The organism is Citrobacter sp. Cpo147 (genome assembly GCF_030332405.1).
Lineage (GTDB): Bacteria > Pseudomonadota > Gammaproteobacteria > Enterobacterales > Enterobacteriaceae > Citrobacter > Citrobacter portucalensis.
Map to the genome: position 1 here is coordinate 357,307 of NZ_JAOWHX010000030.1, position 18,660 is coordinate 375,966.

Sequence of the window (18,660 nt, forward strand, 5' to 3'; positions counted from 1 at the left end):
AAATGTTCAACCAGTTAAGGGGTTTATCAAAGCCAAAAATAGCAACAATAAGATTTATATTGCTGCTCAAGATATGGATAAGCTTAACCTGAAAGTGTCATCCCTGCCGAAACAAAAGGGGTATTTTGATATCAGTTCACAAGATGGCCTCAGTGTTACCTTCGACAACCTGAATCAAAGCTTGATTATTACTGCCAGTAAAAACTGGCTCGACAGAGAAAGCCATCTTTCCAATAGCAATAGCTCGCGCCTTATCCGTATGTCCGAGTTATCACCTGAAGTGCGGGGTTTGGCACTTAACTACGATTTATTTGCCAGCAATGAAGACGGCATACAAGAGACTTCAGCCTATAGCGAATTTCGCACCTTTGGCGTTGGCCCAGGCTTTTTCTCGACCTCTTTTAACACGCAGGAGTCGAGCAGCAACGAGGCACAAACTGGTACTCATCGCCTGATGAGCAGTTGGAACTACGAAAACGTGGATAAACTGCTCACACTCAGGATCGGCGATGGTTTTACATCCTCGCAATCATGGACGAATAGCGTTCGTTTTGGCGGCGTTAGCCTTGCGCATAACTACAGTACCCAACCCACCTTCAATACGTCATCGCAGGATATCCTGACCGATAGTGTTACGCTCCCATCCACGGTTGATCTGTACGTCAGAGGAATCAGAACCTCCTCGCAGAAAGTTCAGCCCGGACAATTTACGCTTAACACAGCGCCGATTTTTACCGGGAGCGAAGGTGCGCAGGTGGTCATCACCGATGTGAATGGTAAACAACGCGTGGTGGATTTGAATCTGTACGGCACCAACCAACTCCTTTCTGATGGTCTTACAACCTGGGGTATGAGCCTGGGCTGGGTGCGTGAAGACTATACCTATCGTTCTTTTGCCTATGATCCGCAACTGATAGGTGTGGGCGACTGGCGTCACGGACTGAACGACAGTACCACCATCGGCATGCATACCGAACAGAGTGGCAGTCTGCATAATCAGGGGATCGGTTGGGACTATTTGCTCTCTCCGTCACTGGGGACGCTACATGCCAACGCAGCCACCAGCCGTTATCAGGCCAATAGTGGCAACCAATGGGGTTCCGGCTGGCAGTGGAACAATCAGATTTTTAATTTCTCGCTCTCACACTCACGGGCCACCAGAGGGTTTCGCGATATTTCATCTATAGCAGATAATGATATTGCCACCCGTGAAGATTCTGCATTTGCCAGCGTGTCGTTTGATATGACGGGTACTTTCGGTGCGAGTTGGGTCAGCCAGACATTCCCTCAGTATGCAGAACGCTATCTGGGATTATCCTGGTCAAAAAGTTTTGATAACCAGATCAACATTTCATCCAGCGTCACACAAGCACTTGGCGACGATCACAGCACTACCGTGTATGTCACATTCAGTATTCCACTGTTCCGTCATCAGGATTACCTCTCAATCCAGGATAACCATGATAAAGACGGAAATTCCGTACAAGCTAACCTAACGCGCTCACTGGAATCTAATAAACCGGGCTGGGGTTGGAATCTCTCTGCACAACAAGGTAAAAATAGAAGCATCCATGCTAGCCTCCAGCGCCGCAACACCTGGAGCGATCTGGCGTTAGGCTATAATCGTGATGAACAACAAAATAACTACTACGGTTCAATGACCGGTGCCATAGGTTTGTTTATGAGGCACTTTTACGCCACCCGCGAATTAGGTAGCGCTTTCGCCCTCGTAGATACGGCTAAGGTACCGAATGTGCCGGTTTATCTCGAACATCGCCCGGTTGGCCATACGGATAGTAATGGCATGCTGTTTCTGAACAACCTTAATCCGTACCAGGCAAACCATATCGACATCGACCCTCTGAGTCTCGATGAAGATTATCGCGCCCCCTACACTAATGAAATCCTGATCCCGCAAACCGGGCGCGGTGCCGTCGCCAATTTTAACATTTATCGCACACATGCCGTTCTGCTAACCGTCACTACGCGTGATGGTAAAAATGTGCCCTTCTCCGCAAAAGTTAGCGTGCAGGATACTCATGGACAGACGCCCAGTCAGGGTACCCCACAAACCATTGTTGGTTATGAAGGTAAAATTTATCTGGAAGATCCCCCGACAGGCGGAACGCTGAACGTTCAGTGGGCATCTAACTCTTGTTCGCTAAAACTGCCATCACAATTTTACGCTTCTCATTCGGTGGAGAAAATTAACGCACTATGTCAGTAACTCGTTCCCTTTGGTTTATCGCCCTTTTTGTGGTGATGATGTTTAAATTCAGCCCAGTAGCCGAGGCCGCTAACTGCTGGAATGGTAGCCCTTCTGGACTGGATTTTGGTACCGTCACCCCCGGACAAACTGAGACAACCGCAACCCGACTTTCGTTTACCTGTAATAATTACGACGGTCAGGTCGAGTATGTCCGCGCCTGTCTAAAGGTTATGGCGAACAATCCGCTGGCGATGAGCCAGAACGAACCTTCAAGTACCCCGCTCTATTTTTCGGTCTACTCGATTTACAATCAACATTCACCGCTGAGTCAAAACAACAACGTGTATGCTCAAATCGATTTTGCTTTGTCTACAGGCGGAACCGCTGAACATGACATACCGCTTATCGGCAAGATAAACCCTGGTCAGACTAATGTCAGCGCCGGGATATACTATGATTACGCCACAGCAATCCAAATTGCATACACCTCAGCCAGTTCATTACAAGCGCTCCCGGCCTGTGGCGCCCTGAATGGTACAACAATTACTGACCAGATTAGCGCCTCTGCTACGGTGAAAAACGGCTGTGAAGTTGTCAACGTGGATGATATGGCATTCGGCAGCAAGAGCCCCGCTCAGAGCGATTTGCTACAGGCGGCATCCACGGCGAATATTACTGTCCAGTGCCCAACCGGGACGGATTATTCCATCAGCATCGGTCATGGTCTGCACCCCAAGGGGAACCAGCGTTCAATGTGTCATAACGGTGAGTGCGTAAACTATGCGCTGTATCAGGATGCAGCACACTCCATGGAATGGACGCAGGGCAATCCGGAAAAACAGTATTCCGCTGATGGGCAAGCGCAGAGCCTGGTGGTTTACGGTTCCGTCCCAGCACAGAAATGGCCATCACCAGGGGGTTATACTGACACTGTAGTGATTACGTTAACTTATTAACTCACAGATTTTTCGGTCAGTGAGCCAATGCGCTGGGTGTTTTTTGCAATGACGCCCTGTTACGCTATTTGCACGAAAAACACGCTGCAATTACACAGGAAAAAATCAATCAGCCACAAAATTAAATACATATAGATCAGTAAGATATTAAACTTAAGGGTCAGGGTATAGCAGCTATTAATGTGTCCCTGTTTATGCTCCAATCTACCTCCAAAATCACGCCTTCGAATATGGTAAAACTACTCCATAACCACACAGATCATTCATTCCTCTCATTAACATATTTCCATAGCTCATTTCGAGCCATCGCACATTGTTCAGTCTTTGAGTTGTTGTATGCCTGCCTTTTGCACATCTCATTCTCATCACCGATTTGATCATCCGTACTTATGACCTTCAACTAATCAAATCTTACGTGATAAACAGTGCCCTCTCTTACGACAGCTTAGTGCCAGGAACGGAAGTTGCCAAGAGCATTATCCATGCCTGGATGATGAGGAACAGAGAGGGCAGACTTATAAGACCAATACTAACCACCGTCATCGGTTTTTTATTTAAGGCCATCTGTCATTCATAACCTGAAAAGAGGGAAAGGGTCTGGTTGCTGTTTAAGCTGTTCGGCAATTCCCCTGAGCGTTAACAGAGCTTGAGTTAGCTGGTCAAACTCTGTTCCTCCGATACACAAACGGATCCCGGACTGATCCGACTGTTCACTCACTTCAGTAGACGCCGGTGCCGTCACTTTAATACCTGCCGCCAGCGCGGCTTTGTAGAACGACTGCGCTTCTTCTCGTGAAAACGGCATCCAGATATGAAAGCTGGGCTGTCCTGAACGATAGACATGCGCCCCCAGAATGTCTGTCGCAAGTTCGTAGCGACGCTTCGTTTCTTGTTCAATGGCCAGTGTGACAGTTTCTGCCGTGCCATCGACCAACCATTGCTCCATAATGGCACTGCTTAATGGGGAGACCATCATCGCCGTGGCTCTTAGCATGGATTCCGCACGTGAATATAACGCCTCCGGTACCAGCAGCCCACCAATCCGCAGTGCCGGATTTAAAATTTTAGATAAGCTGTTCACGTACAAAGTGATATCAGGGGCTAATCTGGCTATTTGCGGCAATCCGGCATCACGTTTCAGTCGGTACACGTCATCCTCAATGATCGTTATTCCTCTCTCCCGACAAACCCGGATCAGTTCCAGACGGCGGGCAAGGCTCATGATGCGCGTCGAAGGGCTTTGTAGCAGTGGCGTGACATACACCGCACCGCCTTTTTCTGCATGTTCATCCAGACTGCGTTCCAGAGCGGATACGTCCATGCCTTCGTCATCCATAGGGATCCCCACTAGCGTGAGCTTGAGTAACCGTGAAAGCTGGATCAGACCTGAATAGGTTTGGGCCTCCACGTACAGTCGGCCAAAGGGTTCGCAGACGGTCGAGAGTGCCACAGAAAGCGCGTGTTGAGCACCGTTGGTTAAAATGAGTTGTTGATAATCTGCCGGGATCCCCAACCCGTTAAACCACTGTGCAAGCAATCGCCGATGCTCGTCATGTCCTGCGGCCGGAGCGTAAGTATTAAACATATCCATGTCCGGTCGACGGGCGATGGTGGCTAACGTCGCGCTCAATGAGCGGGACGTTAATGCTGCTGGAGGCGTGTTCTGTGACAGGTCGATAAACGTTCTGTTCCGTGAATTGGCCAGGGCAACGAACATGCCGCTACCCTTAACGCTCCTGACGAGCCCGCGTTTCTCCAGGATACCGTACGCTTTCGTTACAGTACCCAGCCCTATGCCAAGCGTATCCGCTAAATTACGGTGTGCCGGTAAGCGCGCGCCGTGGCTCAGTAAGCCCGAAAGGATATCTTCTGACAACGCCTGTACCAACTGGTCAGTGGGAGATGTGCTGTTTTGTGCAAGTCTGGGCTGCCAAGGGGAGCGTTCACGCATAAAATCACCAAAAGTGTAATGTGACACTATTTATATTTACTCATAGTGTCACATAATTTATTCTGACGCCAGGTTTTGAAATGTTGAAATGAGCCAAAAGAATGAGTGAACAGCAAGTTGATGTAAGGACAGACATCGCCTTTCAGGATGAGGCTGGTAGTACGGCAAAAGAGTTTCGTCGCGGCCTGAAAGATGGCCTGCCAGTCCTGCTGGGTGTGGTCCCCTTTGCTCTGGTGCTGGGCGCTCAGGCAAGCCATAAGGGACTCAGTAATCTGGAAGTCCCGCTGATGACAGGACTGAATTTTGCGGGAGGATCGGAGTTTGCTGCGATACAAATCTGGACATCTCCACCCTCTTTTCTACTGATTATGGCGGTGACACTGTTGGTTAACAGTCGCCATATTTTAATGGGCGCAACGCTGGTCCCGCTGCTTTCTCGCTTTCCGAAACGAAAAGTCTTACCGGCGCTTTTTTTAATGACGGATGAGAGTTGGGCGTTGAGTTATAATGACGCACACAGCAAAAAATATAAAAACACAGTGTATTTTAGCATGCCCTATTATCTGGGCGTTTCGTTGTCTTTTTATTCGATGTGGGTTTTCTGCACCACCGTCGGGGCGTTAATTGGCCCAGTACTCGGCGACGTTCATCAGTATGGTTTTGATATGGCCTTCCCGGCTGTCTTTCTTGTATTGGTCAGAGGTATGTGGAATGGCTGGCGAAAAGCCGTGCCATGGATAATCAGTTTGCTCGTCTCAGTTGCGGTGTGCCATTTTGTTTCCGGCCTTTGGTATGTCATTGCCGGTCCACTGGCAGGGCTAATGACGGCTGCCTTAATGGGAGGTGATGATGCTTAATTATCAGACCGTTATTGCTATTGTACTGATGGCATTGACCACCTATGCAACCCGTGTGACAGCCTACCTGATATTACACAACAGGGTTCTCACCCCGAGGGCGATGGTGGTGCTGAAATCCTCACCAGGCTGCGTCATGCTGGCATTTATCGCTCCTTTTTTTGCATCCGGAGCACCTGCCGACCTGATCGCGTTAGGCATAACGTTATTTATCGCAATGCGATTTTCAATGCCTATAACGGTAATCAGTGGCGTTTTAGCTGCGTTTATATTACGTCATTATTTTGGGTGAAGTTTCTGATTAATTAATTTGCAAAGATGTCAAAAACATTATTAGACTTCATTTTCCTCTGAGGGGATTAATCGTGTCGATACCAATCAAGAACGAGCGCCTGACTGTTATTTTAACTACTATATTTATAACGATTTTATTTCTTCTGGATATTATATTTACGCTAACTCAAAAATAAATACTCTTTCCTTCCTGAATGATTAGGGTTTTATGGACGCTCTTATTTGCATTACAGCATATCTGGCATGGAGTGAGCGTCAGCTTCTCGCTCACAGCGGACCTTGCGGCGCTTCACTAGATGCCATGAAACGGGCATTTCAGTAGTAGTTTGGGCTGTGTTCAAACTCACCCACCCCTTTGTGATACGATATTTGCTTTAAATTGTCACATGGGGTCAGATTTTGAATTCATACATTTTCCTTGCCGGGGCCATCGTAGCTGAAGTCGTAGGTACAACCCTGATGAAGTTCTCTGACGGATTCACACGCCTATGGCCATCTGTAGCAACTATTATGTGCTACTGTGCAGCCTTTTATCTTCTCTCCCAAACTCTGTCGACCATTCCAACGGGTATCGCATACGCAATTTGGTCAGGTGCTGGAATCGTATTAATCAGTCTTTTGGGCTGGTTGGTAAGTGGGCAAAAGCTAGATTTTCCGGCGATCGCAGGTATGCTTCTTATTTGTGCTGGGGTTCTGGTTATTAATATTTTTTCAAAATCCTCCCCACATTGATCCTCTTATCTTGATCGAGCAGGAAAAGTGCATATGAAAATACCAATACTCCATACAGAACGCTTGCTGTTAAAACCATTAGAAGCCGAAGATGCCTCGCAGATTCAGGTGCTTTATCCCCGCTGGAAGATAGTTCGCTATATGGTCTCCTCAGTACCCTGGCCCTATCCTGATAACGGTGCGGAGAATTACGTCAACAACGTTGCCCTGCCTGATATGGAAAAAGGGATTGCGTGGATCTGGACTATCAGACTCCGTGAGGCCCCTGACGCTCTCATAGGTTTAATTTGCCTTTATGACGTTGAGGATAATAACCGTGGATTTTGGTTAGCTCCGGAATATCAGGGGCAGGGTTTTATGCGTGAAGCCAGTAATGTCGCTACGGATTACTGGTTTAATACGTTAAATAAGACAGTATTGCGTGCGCCGAAAGCCTCTCTCAATATCCGCTCCAGACGTATTTCAGACAGTAGCGGCATGCGACTTATCAAAACGGATAAGAAAGAGTATGTCAGCGGTTTGCTGGATTCTGAACTTTGGGAAATCACGCGCGACGAATGGAACGATCGTCAGGTTGGTTAAAATAAATTATGGAATGTCCATAACCGAACCGCAGAGAATTTCTATTTTTGCCCTGCACCAATGGCAAGTTTATTAAAACTGCAGTTGCGATCATAATAAATAGATACGCAGCGAAGCCTGTCACTCGCGGGCAACATGAGTAATGCTATCTTATTTGAGGATTCTGGCATGGCCCCCTTTCATCAACTGACTGCCACCAGTTTGCATGGCCAGCCCATCTGTATGGCCGACTACGTAGGCAAACTGGTTCTGGTGGTTAATACCGCCAGCCATTGTGGTTTCACTCCACAATATGCAGGCCTCGAAGCGCTCTACAAGAAGTACGCCGCGCAGGGTCTGGTGGTGCTTGGTTTTCCCTGCAACCAGTTCGGTAACCAGGAGCCCGGTGGAGCCGACGAAATCGCGCAAACCTGTCACATCAACTACGGTGTGAGCTTCCCGATGTTTGAGAAAGTGGAAGTCAACGGTGCTGCTACGCACCCGGTATTTCGTTACCTGAAAGACGAATTACCCGGCGTGCTGGGTGGGCGGATCAAGTGGAATTTTACTAAGTTCCTGATCGGGCGTGACGGCAAGCCGCTTAAGCGATTTGCACCCTTCACTACCCCAGAGAAAATAGAAACCACCATCCTTACAGTGCTTAAAGTCTGAGCGCCTCTGTAATTCAAACCGACCCTGGTATGATCCAGTTCGCTGTCTGAATAAAAAACACGCTGCAAAATCAACAAAATATAATCAACTTGCTTAATTACTCTGCAATCGCGTGAGATCGGGAAGAAAAATGCTATTTCCCTCTTGCCTCATTCGGTCTGTGCCGCTAATATTCGTCCCCGTTGTCACCTACAACGTTGCGTTCATAGCTCAGTTGGTTAGAGCACCACCTTGACATGGTGGGGGTCGTTGGTTCGAGTCCAATTGAACGCACCATCTTGCGTCCGTAGCTCAGTTGGTTAGAGCACCACCTTGACATGGTGGGGGTCGGTGGTTCGAGTCCACTCGGACGCACCAAATCATATCCCTTTGATTTGGTGCTATTTCACTTCAAAACTATCTTTTTATCTTCAGTTTGTATCCGTCAGTTTTATCATTTCCCTTGATGATTCAATAGCACTGCGCTAAATCATTCTAAATTCCATGCTCAACGCGTATCATTCATCTTCTTCGTATAATGTCTTTCGTCAGAGCCAGGATACTATGCCCTCTTCCATCCTCCTGTTCGCCGCGGGCAGTTTACGCCCGGCATTTACCCCGCTGATAAACCAGTTCACGCACATGAGTGGAATAGACGTCAAGGTTGAATATGGTCCGGCCGGTTTATTGCGTGAGCGTATTGAAGCGGGAGAACCGTGTGCGCTCTTTGCCTCGGCCAATAGGGAACATCCGCAAAACCTGTTAGCACGTAATAAAGCCGTCTCTACGCACACTTTTTGCTGGAACAAACTGAGCCTTGTCAGCAACCGAACCGGTGTCTGGCTGGATTTACTCCGCGACCCAACGCTGCGACCAGGTACATCAACGCCCGGCTGCGATCCTTCCGGAGACTATACCTGGGCATTTTTCGACAATATGGATGTACTGGAACCAGGACTCGGGCAACAGCTTCGGACGCGCGCAATCCCACTGGTGGGTGGTCGTGATACGGTAAAAATCCCGCAAGGAGAACTGGCGAGTACCTGGATCCTGCGCCAGGGACTGGCCGATCTGTTTATCGGTTACGCGCATTACGCACACGCGCTGCGCGCGATGCCCGACGTACATTACGTGGCTATTCCCGATGAGCACAATATTCGCTGCGAATACCAACTGGCGGTGCTTGATGCTTCCAATGAAGTCATGGCGCTGGTTGAATTCATACTCTCCCGCGGCGGACAGGAATTTCTTAGCGCCGCAGGATTCTTACCGCTTAACGACGAATAGAAAACAACGGTGCGATAAACGGCGTCTGATAGTTCTCCACGCTGAGTTTTCGCAGCGTTAAGCCATAAGCCAGGAATAAATTCTCCTCCGTCACAATGCTGTTCGTGGGCCCAGCCCGCCATTTCCCTTCAGGGAGTAGCAGCAAAGTATGGGAAGCAACCTGTAACGCATGCAGCGGATCGTGGGTCGAAAAGACAATACTGCATCCCTGTTGATGGGCCAGATCGCTGATTAGCTGCAGCACCACCTGCTGATTGGCGAGATCCAGCGCGGAACACGGTTCATCCAGTAACAGCGTTTGACACTCCGTCACCAGAGCCCGGGCAATCATCACCAACTGTTGCTGACCGCCAGAAAGTGAGCCAAATGAGCTGGAGGCGAGATGCGTGATATTCAACTGCTCTAACGCCTGCATTGCTCTTTTTTGATCCTGCGGACTGGGTTGCGCAAAAAGCTTCACGTGCTGTGCTCGCCCCATCAACACCACGTCGCTGACCGTGTACGGAAACGGCAGATGGCTATGCTGTGCCACAATCCCTATCCCACCGTTATTTTCAATACTCCCGCCTATAGCAGGCAGCGTGCCGGTTAACGTATCGAGCAGTGTACTTTTACCCAGGCCGTTGCGTCCCAGCACGGCCCAGATCTCACCTTTCTGGCAACAGAACGTTAGCGGCTCAAATAACGGCGCGCGATACCCATAAGTAAGCTGATGTACACGCAGTGCGGCAGGTATCATGATTTCTCCCGACGGCTGGTACGAATGAGTAAGAAAGCAAACAACGGCGCGCCGAACAATGCGGTAATGATCCCCAACGGTATCTCCGCGTGCATCAGGGTACGGGCAATATCATCCACCACAATCATAAAACCGCCCCCCAACCAGAAGGCGCACGGTAGTAAACGACGATGATCAACCCCCACCAGCAAACGCGCCAGATGAGGAATCACTAATCCAACCCAGGCAATACTGCCGCTGACCGCCACCTGAGCAGCGACTAAAAATGCGCAACATACCAAAACGCTGCGTCGCAGAGGAACCACCGCCACACCCAGTGCTCTGGCATCTTTGTCATTAAGCGACAACAGGTTTATCCGCCAGCGTAGCTGGTACAAAACCGTCGCGGCGATACCGACCGGAACCGCCAACAGCAGCACTTTATGCCAGTTGGCCGTCGCGAAGCTGCCCAGCAACCAGAACACAATATTAGGTAACGTCTCTTCGGTATCAGCCTGATACTGGATCAGGCTCACCAGCGCGGCAAAAAACCCACTCAAAATGATACCCGACAGGATCAATACCAGCGTATTCTCCAGCCCCTGTAACGCAGCAATGGCATACACCAGGATCAACGCTGTCAGACCAAAGAAAAACGTTGATCCCATCATCAGCCAGGGCGAAAAACCGAGCAGGATGGCCAGTGTTCCACCAAAGGCCGCCCCCGACGTCACGCCGATAATATGCGGGTCGACCAGAGGGTTATGAAATACCCCTTGCAGCGTCGCGCCGCATAACCCAAGCGCGCCCCCCGCCAGCAGTGCCATCAGAATACGCGGTAGCCTGACTGTCCAGATAACCTGGCTGCCTATTCCCTCAGCGTCGCTATAGTGCGTCAGGTGATAAAACACTTCGCTTAACGACAGCGGATACTGTCCGAGGCATAGCGAACTGACGCCCAGCAACAGGACCACAACGATTAAGAGCGGTTGCTGGGGCAAAATACGGTTACTTAGCTGCATCAGGCTGCCAGTTCACACGATAAAAACGTTGATAGTAGTCATGGGCCTGCGCATCAACGTCCACGTTTTTATAGGCATCCGGATACAGTTTTTTGGCCATCCAAAGTTCACCGATCGCCAACGCTTCCGGCATCGGATAGCCCCAGGCTTTGGCATATTCAGGCATCAACCAGACGCGATGATTTTTCACCGCATCAATCCCCTGCCAGTTTGGATCGTTTTGGATCTGAGTTACCACCTGCGGATAGCGATCCTGGACAAAAATCACCTGCGGGTTCCACGCTAATACCTGCTCCAGCGCAACCTGATGGGCACCTTTCACACTGGCAGCCGCCACGTTTAATCCCCCCGCGTGCTGCATCATCAGTCCCGTGTACTTCCCGGAGCCGTAGGTCATCAGGTCGGGGTTAGCCATATAAATACGGACTTTTTGCGCATCCGGGATTGTTGCAACCGGCGCATTGAATTTTGCCCGCGCGGCAAAAACGTAGTCGATTAACGTTTCGGCCTGCGGTTTGCGCCCAACCACGTCAGCGATCAGGCGAATACCCTGCTTCAACCCTTCGTTGTAGACCTGCTCTTCATCGGCCATGGTCGGGTTCATTTTATTCTGTTGCCCGGTGGCATCCTTACGTAACGAGATAGCCACGACCGGAATACCGGCGTTCTGAATCTGCTGGATCATCTCCGCGGGCGCATAGTTGGCGACAAAAACCACCTGCGGATGAATCGCCAACAGGCTTTCGATGTTCACGCTGGTGAGATCGCCTGGCGTCGGCAATGTAGTAATCGTCGGCATAAAGCGCGCAAATTCAGGCCCGAGCTGCTTTTTCCAGCTCGACATCACACCAACAATGTCCTGCTGGGCATTGAGCTGAACCAGAATATTCAACGTCTGGTGTTGCAGCACGACCACTTTGTCCACGTGGTCAGGAATCGTGACCTGTCGACCAAGCTGATCGGTGATCGTGCGGTCGGCCTGAGCAGAAAACGCAAACAACATGCTGGCGCAAACCAGCACAAAAGAGCGGAAAGTTAACATGGGATACCATCTGAATAGAGGAGTAAAAACGATATGCATTAAATTATATAACGAGAGGCCTGGCAAACCATTTTCATCATGAGCGCACCAAACCCCACATTTCAGAGGGGAAAAAATGGCGTGCAATCCTTATCACGCCTGTCTTTATACGTGAGCGCTACTCCTGTGGGGGTAACGCGTTTAAAACTCGCATCGCCTGCTCCTGAGTGAGCGAATAATCGAAGAACTGGCGATAAAAATCTCGCGTTACGCTGACCATATCCAGGCCGCTAAACAGCGCAGGATGCAGTTTTGATGCGGCCCACTGCAGCTGCAACGCGCTTTCAGTGCCGTAACGGTCCCAGGGGAACACGCCCGCCGGATTGCGCCAGACGTTACCCTGTTTCACTGCGTTAAGTTCTTTGAACAATGCCGCATATGGCGAACTGGCGATATCACCGCACCCCGCACCGAGAATAATGACCTGCGGTTGCCAGTAAAGCACCCTCTCGGGCGACACCTCTTTCATGTTGCCGTCAACTTCACCTGCCGCATTCCGTCCACCCGCCAGCGTAATCCAGGTATTGATCAACGTGTTCCTGCCGTCGACTTTAAGCGGATTTAGCGATTGAATATGAAGTACCCGAGGGCGCTGATTTTCCGTCAGCTCCGCAGTTTTAGCCTGCACATCCGCGAGCACACGGTTGAGATACTGATTGTAAGCCGTTGCCCGGACGCGAGCCTGCTCGGTACCCAGAACCTCTGCGGTCGTTGTGACCGATTTTTCCATCGAAGCATAGTCAGTAAATGCCATTTCAAGGACCGGAATACCCGCCTGACTGTAGCTTTGAGCATCCCCTTTTCCTTTTGCCACAAACACCACGTCGACGTGCCGGGCCAGCAAATCCTCACTATTAAATGATGTTCCCCGTATCTGTAAGGCTTGCCTCAGAGAAGGATTGATTTTAAACATCCATGGCTGGTTTTCCTCATGGTTGACCGTCGCAACAATGTTACGACCTACGCCCAGCGTCATCAGCACCGAATGATGTGCAAACCAGCCATCCGCAATACGTTCAACATGCGTGGGAACGGTAACTTTGTGACCAGCATCATCCACAACCTGGCGTGTTGCCAGGGCAGGAAACGCCAGCCACACACAAAGCAGCCATGTGTGGCACGTTTTCATAAGCAACCCCTAAAAATCAACTTGAACAGAAAACTGAGCCTGGCGCGGTGCGCCAAGTTGAGCGCTGGCAGCCCCTGCCCCCGTGTAACCAGTCAATGCGCCCGGAACAATATTGGTCCAATAGTGACGGTCGGTGAGATTGGTGATATCAAACCGGAAAGTGGTTGGCGTGTTCCACAGTCTGGTGGCATAACGCGTACCGATGTCCACCGTGGTGTAACTCCCGACCCAGCTGTCGTTGGCATTATCGGTAGCCCGACGTCCGACGTAATGCACGTTCGTGTCGACATCCAGTCCCGGAACCCGTTCGATGGTGTAGATTGCGAGGATATTCGAGGCGAAGCGCGGCAAACCAACTACTTGCTTACCATCCGCATTGCTGGCCGCGGTATTATGAAGTGTTGGATCAAGCCAGGCTCCCCCGCCTAACACGCGCAAATTACGGGTGATATGCCCATCAGCCATCAGTTCCAGCCCACGGTTCTTCTGCGTACCATCCTGAGCAAAATCGCCATTGTCGTTGGTATAGGCAAAGGGGCGTTTGGCTTCAAAAAGCGCAGCGGTAAGCAGCAGATCTTTTACTGGCGCATATTTTGCGCCCACCTCCAGTTGATGGCTACGGTAGGGATCTAACACCTGCCCGGCATTGCGCGCTCCGGCGGGCGCGGTATCGCCCTGCTGCAAACTGTCCGCCCAGGTGGTATACAGCGTGACGTTCTCCACCGGTTTATACATAAGGCTGGTAGAACCGCTCATGCCATTGTCCTGCTGACGGCTGCTTTCATGTCCAGCTTTGTTGTAGTTACTGACGGTAAAGAGGTTCTCACTGCCGGAAAGCAGCAAACTCCACTGTGGGGAAAAATGCAGCGTATCGCTGAGCAAAAATGCATGCTGAGTGGTGGTCGCTGAATGATAGCGATCGTTAAAATCTGGATACGGTGGTCGTGGATAGTCGGGATGTTGATCGAGAGAAGAATGCCCCAGAGTGAAAGTGCCGCCGTTTCTTGGATTATAGTTTTTCCACACAAATCCACGCATTCCGGTAGCAATATCCTGCGTCAGCCAGCCGGTATCAACGCTACCGGTCAGGTTCGCTAAATAACTGTTGATGGTAAAGCGACTGGCCGCCGAATTAGAGGTTGTGGTGGTGTAATCGCCCCGGTTATCCGTCAGGGTGTTGGTCACGGCAGTCGACTCGCGGTCTGCAACCTGGTGCAGCGCCCCCAGGTCCAGCATCCAGTTGCCGTCAAAATCATGCTTAATATGCATATCGACGGTAGTTGTTTCGTCATCATGACCCGCATAAGATTGACCATATTTACTGTCCGTAGGATCAAATGCCGCGGGAAAGTGAACGCCTTTCGCCAGGGCAAAGCTACCCGGCATGCCTTTTTCGTAATAATGGTAATAGCTGAAATTACTCTCCAGCACCGTTTGATCTGTCAGTTGAAAGTCCAGCCCCATGCCAGCGTACTGTCGACGGACATGGCTATCGGTGGTGTAGCTATGGCCCTCATCGTTCAGCAAGTTGAGGCGATATTTCACCCGGTCTCCCGCATCGATTGGGCCGCTGAAATCCATCGATGCCAACGTTCCCGACCCTGTACCTTGCCCTACTGTGACGCGATGCAACGGTGTATCGACAGGTCGTTTAGACACCAAATTAAACATCCCTGCTGGATTAGCAGGGCCATACAGCGATCCAGCGATGCCGCTCAACACCTCAATGTTCTGGAACTGTTCGGTCGAATATTCCGTCGTGGAGACGGCGTTCAGGCCATCAATCATATGGTTTTGTACCACGCTCCCCTGCATGCCGCGGGTTTGTGGGCGGACGCCGTCACCCTGAACGGACGGTAGGTAGCGATAGGCGTCTTTCACATCTTTGATTTGTTGCTGATCCAGCACTTTTTTCGACAACGTCTGCACCGACCAGGGAACGTCTATCAACTCTCGCTCGCCGAGGCTACCTAACGTTGCTTTTTTTTCGCTCGCCGGAGGTTCATGTTCCGATAACGAGGATTGTGACGTGGCTGGCGCCGAAACGATGACGGTATCTTCAGCATGAGCCGTGACGGCAGTGGAAAAACAGGCAAAGGTTAACAACCCAGAGGCCACTGGGGTAAATTTGTTATTTAACATTCGTTAATTCAATTCGTTAGATAGAAAGACTGGAGGCCGCTAACGCAAGCGCCTTCTCTTGAAGAGTACAGTTATTATATTTGTATGATGAATAGGATAGACCCAATCGATATATATGTAAATATATAACGACGTGTTGTTGATAAATCCACGACAACAAAAAAGCCGACGGTGATGACGACCGTCGGCTTTGAGTAAATGACAATTAACGAATTACTTGGTTGCTGCTTTGATAATATCGAGCGCTTTGGCGAACTGATCCTGCGGAATTGTCAGCGGGTAAAGGAAACGAATAACGTTGCCATACTGACCGCAGGTCAACAGCAGTAATCCTTGCTCAAGGGCTTTCTTCTGCACGCGTTGCGCGGCTGCGGCGTTGGGTTCTCCTGTCGCTGCATCACAGAATTCAGCGGCGATCATAGAGCCTAAGCCACGCACTTCGGCCAGTTCAGGACACCCTGCTTGTGCGTCTGTCAGAGCAGCGCGTAGCTGTTCACCGAGAGCCGCCGCACGCTGGCATAGCTGCTCATCACGAATGATATCCAGCACCGCATGGGCCGCTGCGATCGACAGCGGGTTTCCAGCGTAGGTTCCCCCCAGACCACCCGGCGCAGGCGCATCCATAATTTCGGCTTTGCCCACGACGCCTGACAGCGGCATGCCGCCCGCAAGGCTTTTCGCCATGGTCATCAGGTCCGCTTTATCGGCGTAATGATCCATCGCAAACAGCTGACCCGTACGGGCAAACCCGCTTTGTACTTCATCAGCTATCATCACGATGCCATGCTCGTCGCAAATACGGCGGATGGCAGCCACAAACTCTGGCGGTGCCACCACGAAGCCCCCTTCTCCCTGGACGGGTTCGAAGATAATCGCCGCAACCTGGGTTGGATCGATATCGGCTTTAAACAGGCGCTCAATCGCTTTTAGGGAATCCGCTGTGGAAATGCCCTGCAATTCAGAAGGATACGGCGCATGGTAAACAGAGCCTGGGAACGGGCCGAACCCTTTTTTATAGGGTGCCACCTTACCGGTTAACGCCATCGTCATGTAAGTTCGCCCATGAAAACCACCGCCAAATGCGATAACGCCAGGACGGCCGGTATGCGCGCGCGCAATTTTCACCGCGTTTTCTACCGCTTCAGCCCCGGTAGTGAAGAATGTGGTTTTACGCTTGCCGTCGATTGGCGCAACGGCGTTGATTTTCTCAGCCAAAGACACATAGCTTTCGTACGGGACAATCTGATAAGCCGTATGGGTAAAAGCCTGAAGTTGCGCTTCGACTGCCTGCACCAGGCGAGGATGGCGGTGTCCTGTGTTCAGCACGGCGATCCCGGCGGCAAAATCAATGTACTGATTGCCTTCGATATCGGTAATAGTGCTGTTTTCTGCCGACTGGGCATAAAAATCACACATTACACCCACGCCACGCGGGGTGGCATCCAGACGACGTTGTTGCAGGTTTTTATTGTTCATTCTTACACCTTGTCCATTAATACATTTAGGTTGAATTACCCTTTAAATTTAGACGCCGTCTGGTACTTTAATCGAGAGCCAAATCGTTTTATTTTAAGGATCCAAATGCGTTCACTTGCCGGAGATGTGATCAAGCATGCATTTAATCAGCAGACTGACGAAAAACTACATCGCCGCCTGTATGCCGCCATTTGTAGTTGCATCCTCGAAGGTAGCCTGAAACCGGCTACCCGAATGCCTCCGTCGCGTGACCTGGCAGGAGAACTGACGCTATCGCGCAATACCGTCCTGCGGGTGTACGAACAGTTACAAGCTGAAGGGTATATTTCCGCGCGCACCAGCAGCGGCACATTTGTCACCGACAGCGTGCTGGACAATCTCGACCTGCGTCCTGACAAAGAGCCTGTTACTGCCGCTCAGGAAGATCACACCCGTTTATCCGCCCGCTGCCTTGAGCTGTTAGGTAATGCCAGCGCCAGTCCCCGTCAGTGGGGGGCATTTATTCCAGGCGTACCTGATGTAGAGCATTTCCCGCACCGGGTGCTCAAGAAAATTCAGGACAGGCTGGCAAGACGACTGCGCCCGGAGTTTCTCACTTACGATGCAGCAGGCGGTATGAATGAGTTGAAAGAAGCTCTGGCAGACTATCTGCGCACCGCTCGCGGCGTACGGTGCTCACCGGAGCAAATTCTGATTACTGAAGGTATTCACCAGGCCTTGGATCTGGTGACCCGGACTTTATGCAACCCCGGCGATCACGCCTGGATTGAGGAGCCGGGTTACTGGGGAATCAAAAATATTCTTCGCATCAATGCCGTTAATTTTTCTGCTATTCCGGTTGATGAACAAGGCATGGTCCCGCCGGATGCAGGTGAAACACCGCCAAAACTTATTTTTGTGACACCGTCACATCAATACCCACTCGGTTCGGTAATGAGTCTGAGTCGCCGCCGGCAACTTCTCTTTCGCGCACGTGAAACGCGAAGTTGGATAGTGGAAGATGATTACGACAGTGAGTTCCGCTTTTCCGGCCAGCCGATTCCCTCTTTGCAGGGGCTGGAAGAAGAGACACCGGTCATTTACATCGGGACATTCAGTAAGACCCTCTATCCCGCACTGCGACTCGGGTATGTCGTGCTACCTAAATCGCTAGCCGCTCCGCTGAAAAAGGTTCATAACGACCTTTATCGTGGTGGACATCTGTTGATTCAGGCCGCACTGGCGGAGTTTATTCGCGAGGGTTATTACGCGGCACACATTCGGAAAATGCGTCAGCTATACAGTCGTCGTCGCCAGATGCTGGTAGAGCTTATCAGCCGCCAACTTGGTGAACATTTTCTTGGTTCTTTCAGCAGCAACGCCGGGCTGCATATGATCTTACAGTTACCCGCCGGGAGTGATGATGCGGTCATTGCCCAACAGGCGAATGCGCAAGGGTTGCTGGTGCGCCCACTGTCACGCTACTACGTGAATGAAGAGAAACGCAGCGGCCTGTTGCTGGGGTTTGCCAGCATTGAAGAGCATGAAATGACGGCGGCGTTTACCCGACTCGCGGATATTATCAGAGTAAACACCGTGTAAGCACTGCCGGATG

Annotated in this window: 16 protein-coding genes and 2 tRNA genes; 11 read left to right on the top strand and 7 right to left on the bottom strand. The window is 50.7% G+C overall.

The window, feature by feature from the left end:
• The first annotated feature begins 73 nt into the window (after window positions 1–73).
• A complete protein-coding gene (locus OGY06_RS04325; protein ID WP_286604805.1) occupies window positions 74–2,227 on the top strand; it encodes a fimbria/pilus outer membrane usher protein in 2,154 nt (717 codons plus the stop codon).
• Window positions 2,218–3,165: a Csu type fimbrial protein gene (locus OGY06_RS04330; RefSeq protein WP_267395382.1), complete on the top strand. Its 948-nt coding sequence runs from the start codon at window positions 2,218–2,220 to the stop codon at window positions 3,163–3,165. The genes OGY06_RS04325 and OGY06_RS04330 overlap by 10 nt, the downstream gene beginning before the upstream one ends.
• Window positions 3,166–3,736: 571 nt before the next feature.
• Here OGY06_RS04330 and OGY06_RS04335 read toward each other — a convergent pair.
• Window positions 3,737–5,116, bottom strand: coding sequence for an aminotransferase-like domain-containing protein (locus tag OGY06_RS04335; protein ID WP_164562837.1), 1,380 nt, complete (start codon window positions 5,114–5,116; stop codon window positions 3,737–3,739).
• 101 nt (window positions 5,117–5,217) lie between these two features.
• Here OGY06_RS04335 and OGY06_RS04340 point away from each other — a divergent pair, with 101 nt between their 5' ends.
• The 8 genes from OGY06_RS04340 to OGY06_RS04375 all read left to right on the top strand — a co-directional run bounded on the left by OGY06_RS04340 (window position 5,218) and on the right by OGY06_RS04375 (window position 9,498).
• Window positions 5,218–5,973 carry an AzlC family ABC transporter permease gene (locus tag OGY06_RS04340; protein WP_286604813.1) on the top strand — a complete coding sequence of 252 codons (756 nt, stop codon included), beginning with the start codon at window positions 5,218–5,220 and terminating at the stop codon, window positions 5,971–5,973.
• Window positions 5,963–6,265, top strand: a complete 303-nt coding sequence (locus OGY06_RS04345) for an AzlD family protein (protein WP_226804163.1) — start codon at window positions 5,963–5,965, stop codon at window positions 6,263–6,265. Before OGY06_RS04340 ends, OGY06_RS04345 begins: the two co-directional genes overlap by 11 nt.
• 401 nt (window positions 6,266–6,666) lie before the next feature.
• The gene (locus tag OGY06_RS04350) at window positions 6,667–6,999 is read left to right on the top strand and encodes an EmrE family multidrug efflux SMR transporter (RefSeq protein WP_193133959.1); all 333 of its coding nucleotides are present in this window, start codon (window positions 6,667–6,669) and stop codon (window positions 6,997–6,999) included.
• Window positions 7,000–7,032: 33 nt separating this feature from the next.
• Complete coding sequence (locus tag OGY06_RS04355; RefSeq protein WP_286604816.1) at window positions 7,033–7,581, top strand: GNAT family N-acetyltransferase; 549 nt, start codon at window positions 7,033–7,035, stop codon at window positions 7,579–7,581.
• 168 nt (window positions 7,582–7,749) lie between these two features.
• Window positions 7,750–8,232 (top strand): glutathione peroxidase, encoded by a 483-nt coding sequence (locus OGY06_RS04360; protein WP_206160228.1) that lies wholly within the window; start codon window positions 7,750–7,752, stop codon window positions 8,230–8,232.
• A gap of 199 nt (window positions 8,233–8,431) precedes the next feature.
• A tRNA-Val gene (locus OGY06_RS04365) sits at window positions 8,432–8,508 on the top strand.
• Between the two features lie 4 nt (window positions 8,509–8,512).
• Window positions 8,513–8,589 (top strand) — tRNA-Val (locus OGY06_RS04370).
• Window positions 8,590–8,775: 186 nt separating this feature from the next.
• Complete coding sequence (locus OGY06_RS04375; protein WP_286604818.1) at window positions 8,776–9,498, top strand: substrate-binding domain-containing protein; 723 nt, start codon at window positions 8,776–8,778, stop codon at window positions 9,496–9,498.
• Here OGY06_RS04375 and OGY06_RS04380 read toward each other — a convergent pair.
• The 6 genes from OGY06_RS04380 to puuE all read right to left on the bottom strand — a co-directional run bounded on the left by OGY06_RS04380 (window position 9,485) and on the right by puuE (window position 17,066).
• Entirely contained in the window at window positions 9,485–10,237 is a 753-nt protein-coding gene (locus tag OGY06_RS04380) for an ABC transporter ATP-binding protein (RefSeq protein ID WP_003832716.1), read from the bottom strand. The two genes, OGY06_RS04375 and OGY06_RS04380, sit on opposite strands and share 14 nt — an antisense overlap.
• A complete protein-coding gene (locus OGY06_RS04385) occupies window positions 10,234–11,238 on the bottom strand; it encodes a FecCD family ABC transporter permease (protein WP_168978317.1) in 1,005 nt (334 codons plus the stop codon). Before OGY06_RS04385 ends, OGY06_RS04380 begins: the two co-directional genes overlap by 4 nt.
• The gene (locus OGY06_RS04390; RefSeq protein WP_286604821.1) at window positions 11,225–12,280 is read right to left on the bottom strand and encodes an ABC transporter substrate-binding protein; all 1,056 of its coding nucleotides are present in this window, start codon (window positions 12,278–12,280) and stop codon (window positions 11,225–11,227) included. The genes OGY06_RS04385 and OGY06_RS04390 overlap by 14 nt, the downstream gene beginning before the upstream one ends.
• A gap of 157 nt (window positions 12,281–12,437) precedes the next feature.
• Window positions 12,438–13,448 carry an ABC transporter substrate-binding protein gene (locus OGY06_RS04395; protein ID WP_267395364.1) on the bottom strand — a complete coding sequence of 337 codons (1,011 nt, stop codon included), beginning with the start codon at window positions 13,446–13,448 and terminating at the stop codon, window positions 12,438–12,440.
• Between the two features lie 9 nt (window positions 13,449–13,457).
• Window positions 13,458–15,590, bottom strand: a complete 2,133-nt coding sequence (locus tag OGY06_RS04400) for a TonB-dependent receptor (protein ID WP_200920466.1) — start codon at window positions 15,588–15,590, stop codon at window positions 13,458–13,460.
• Window positions 15,591–15,803: 213 nt separating this feature from the next.
• Window positions 15,804–17,066, bottom strand: a complete 1,263-nt coding sequence (puuE, locus tag OGY06_RS04405; protein ID WP_003832711.1) for a 4-aminobutyrate transaminase — start codon at window positions 17,064–17,066, stop codon at window positions 15,804–15,806.
• A 105-nt stretch (window positions 17,067–17,171) separates the two neighbouring features.
• Between puuE and pdxR the strand changes: the two genes are divergently transcribed.
• The gene (gene pdxR / locus OGY06_RS04410) at window positions 17,172–18,647 is read left to right on the top strand and encodes a MocR-like pyridoxine biosynthesis transcription factor PdxR (protein WP_003832710.1); all 1,476 of its coding nucleotides are present in this window, start codon (window positions 17,172–17,174) and stop codon (window positions 18,645–18,647) included.
• The last annotated feature ends 13 nt before the right edge of the window (window positions 18,648–18,660 follow it).

Excerpts from the sequence above, each read along its gene's own strand:
- OGY06_RS04325 (WP_286604805.1), top strand. The coding sequence starts at position 74 with ATGGATAAGCTTAACCTGAAAGTGTCATCCCTGCCGAAACAAAAGGGG.
- OGY06_RS04330 (WP_267395382.1), top strand. The coding sequence starts at position 2,218 with ATGTCAGTAACTCGTTCCCTTTGGTTTATCGCCCTTTTTGTGGTGATG.
- OGY06_RS04335 (WP_164562837.1), bottom strand. The coding sequence starts at position 5,116 with ATGCGTGAACGCTCCCCTTGGCAGCCCAGACTTGCACAAAACAGCACA.
- OGY06_RS04340 (WP_286604813.1), top strand. The coding sequence starts at position 5,218 with ATGAGTGAACAGCAAGTTGATGTAAGGACAGACATCGCCTTTCAGGAT.
- OGY06_RS04345 (WP_226804163.1), top strand. The coding sequence starts at position 5,963 with ATGATGCTTAATTATCAGACCGTTATTGCTATTGTACTGATGGCATTG.
- OGY06_RS04355 (WP_286604816.1), top strand. The coding sequence starts at position 7,033 with ATGAAAATACCAATACTCCATACAGAACGCTTGCTGTTAAAACCATTA.
- OGY06_RS04360 (WP_206160228.1), top strand. The coding sequence starts at position 7,750 with ATGGCCCCCTTTCATCAACTGACTGCCACCAGTTTGCATGGCCAGCCC.
- OGY06_RS04375 (WP_286604818.1), top strand. The coding sequence starts at position 8,776 with ATGCCCTCTTCCATCCTCCTGTTCGCCGCGGGCAGTTTACGCCCGGCA.
- OGY06_RS04380 (WP_003832716.1), bottom strand. The coding sequence starts at position 10,237 with ATGATACCTGCCGCACTGCGTGTACATCAGCTTACTTATGGGTATCGC.
- OGY06_RS04385 (WP_168978317.1), bottom strand. The coding sequence starts at position 11,238 with ATGCAGCTAAGTAACCGTATTTTGCCCCAGCAACCGCTCTTAATCGTT.
- OGY06_RS04390 (WP_286604821.1), bottom strand. The coding sequence starts at position 12,280 with ATGTTAACTTTCCGCTCTTTTGTGCTGGTTTGCGCCAGCATGTTGTTT.
- OGY06_RS04395 (WP_267395364.1), bottom strand. The coding sequence starts at position 13,448 with ATGAAAACGTGCCACACATGGCTGCTTTGTGTGTGGCTGGCGTTTCCT.
- OGY06_RS04400 (WP_200920466.1), bottom strand. The coding sequence starts at position 15,590 with ATGTTAAATAACAAATTTACCCCAGTGGCCTCTGGGTTGTTAACCTTT.
- puuE (WP_003832711.1), bottom strand. The coding sequence starts at position 17,066 with ATGAACAATAAAAACCTGCAACAACGTCGTCTGGATGCCACCCCGCGT.
- pdxR (WP_003832710.1), top strand. The coding sequence starts at position 17,172 with ATGCGTTCACTTGCCGGAGATGTGATCAAGCATGCATTTAATCAGCAG.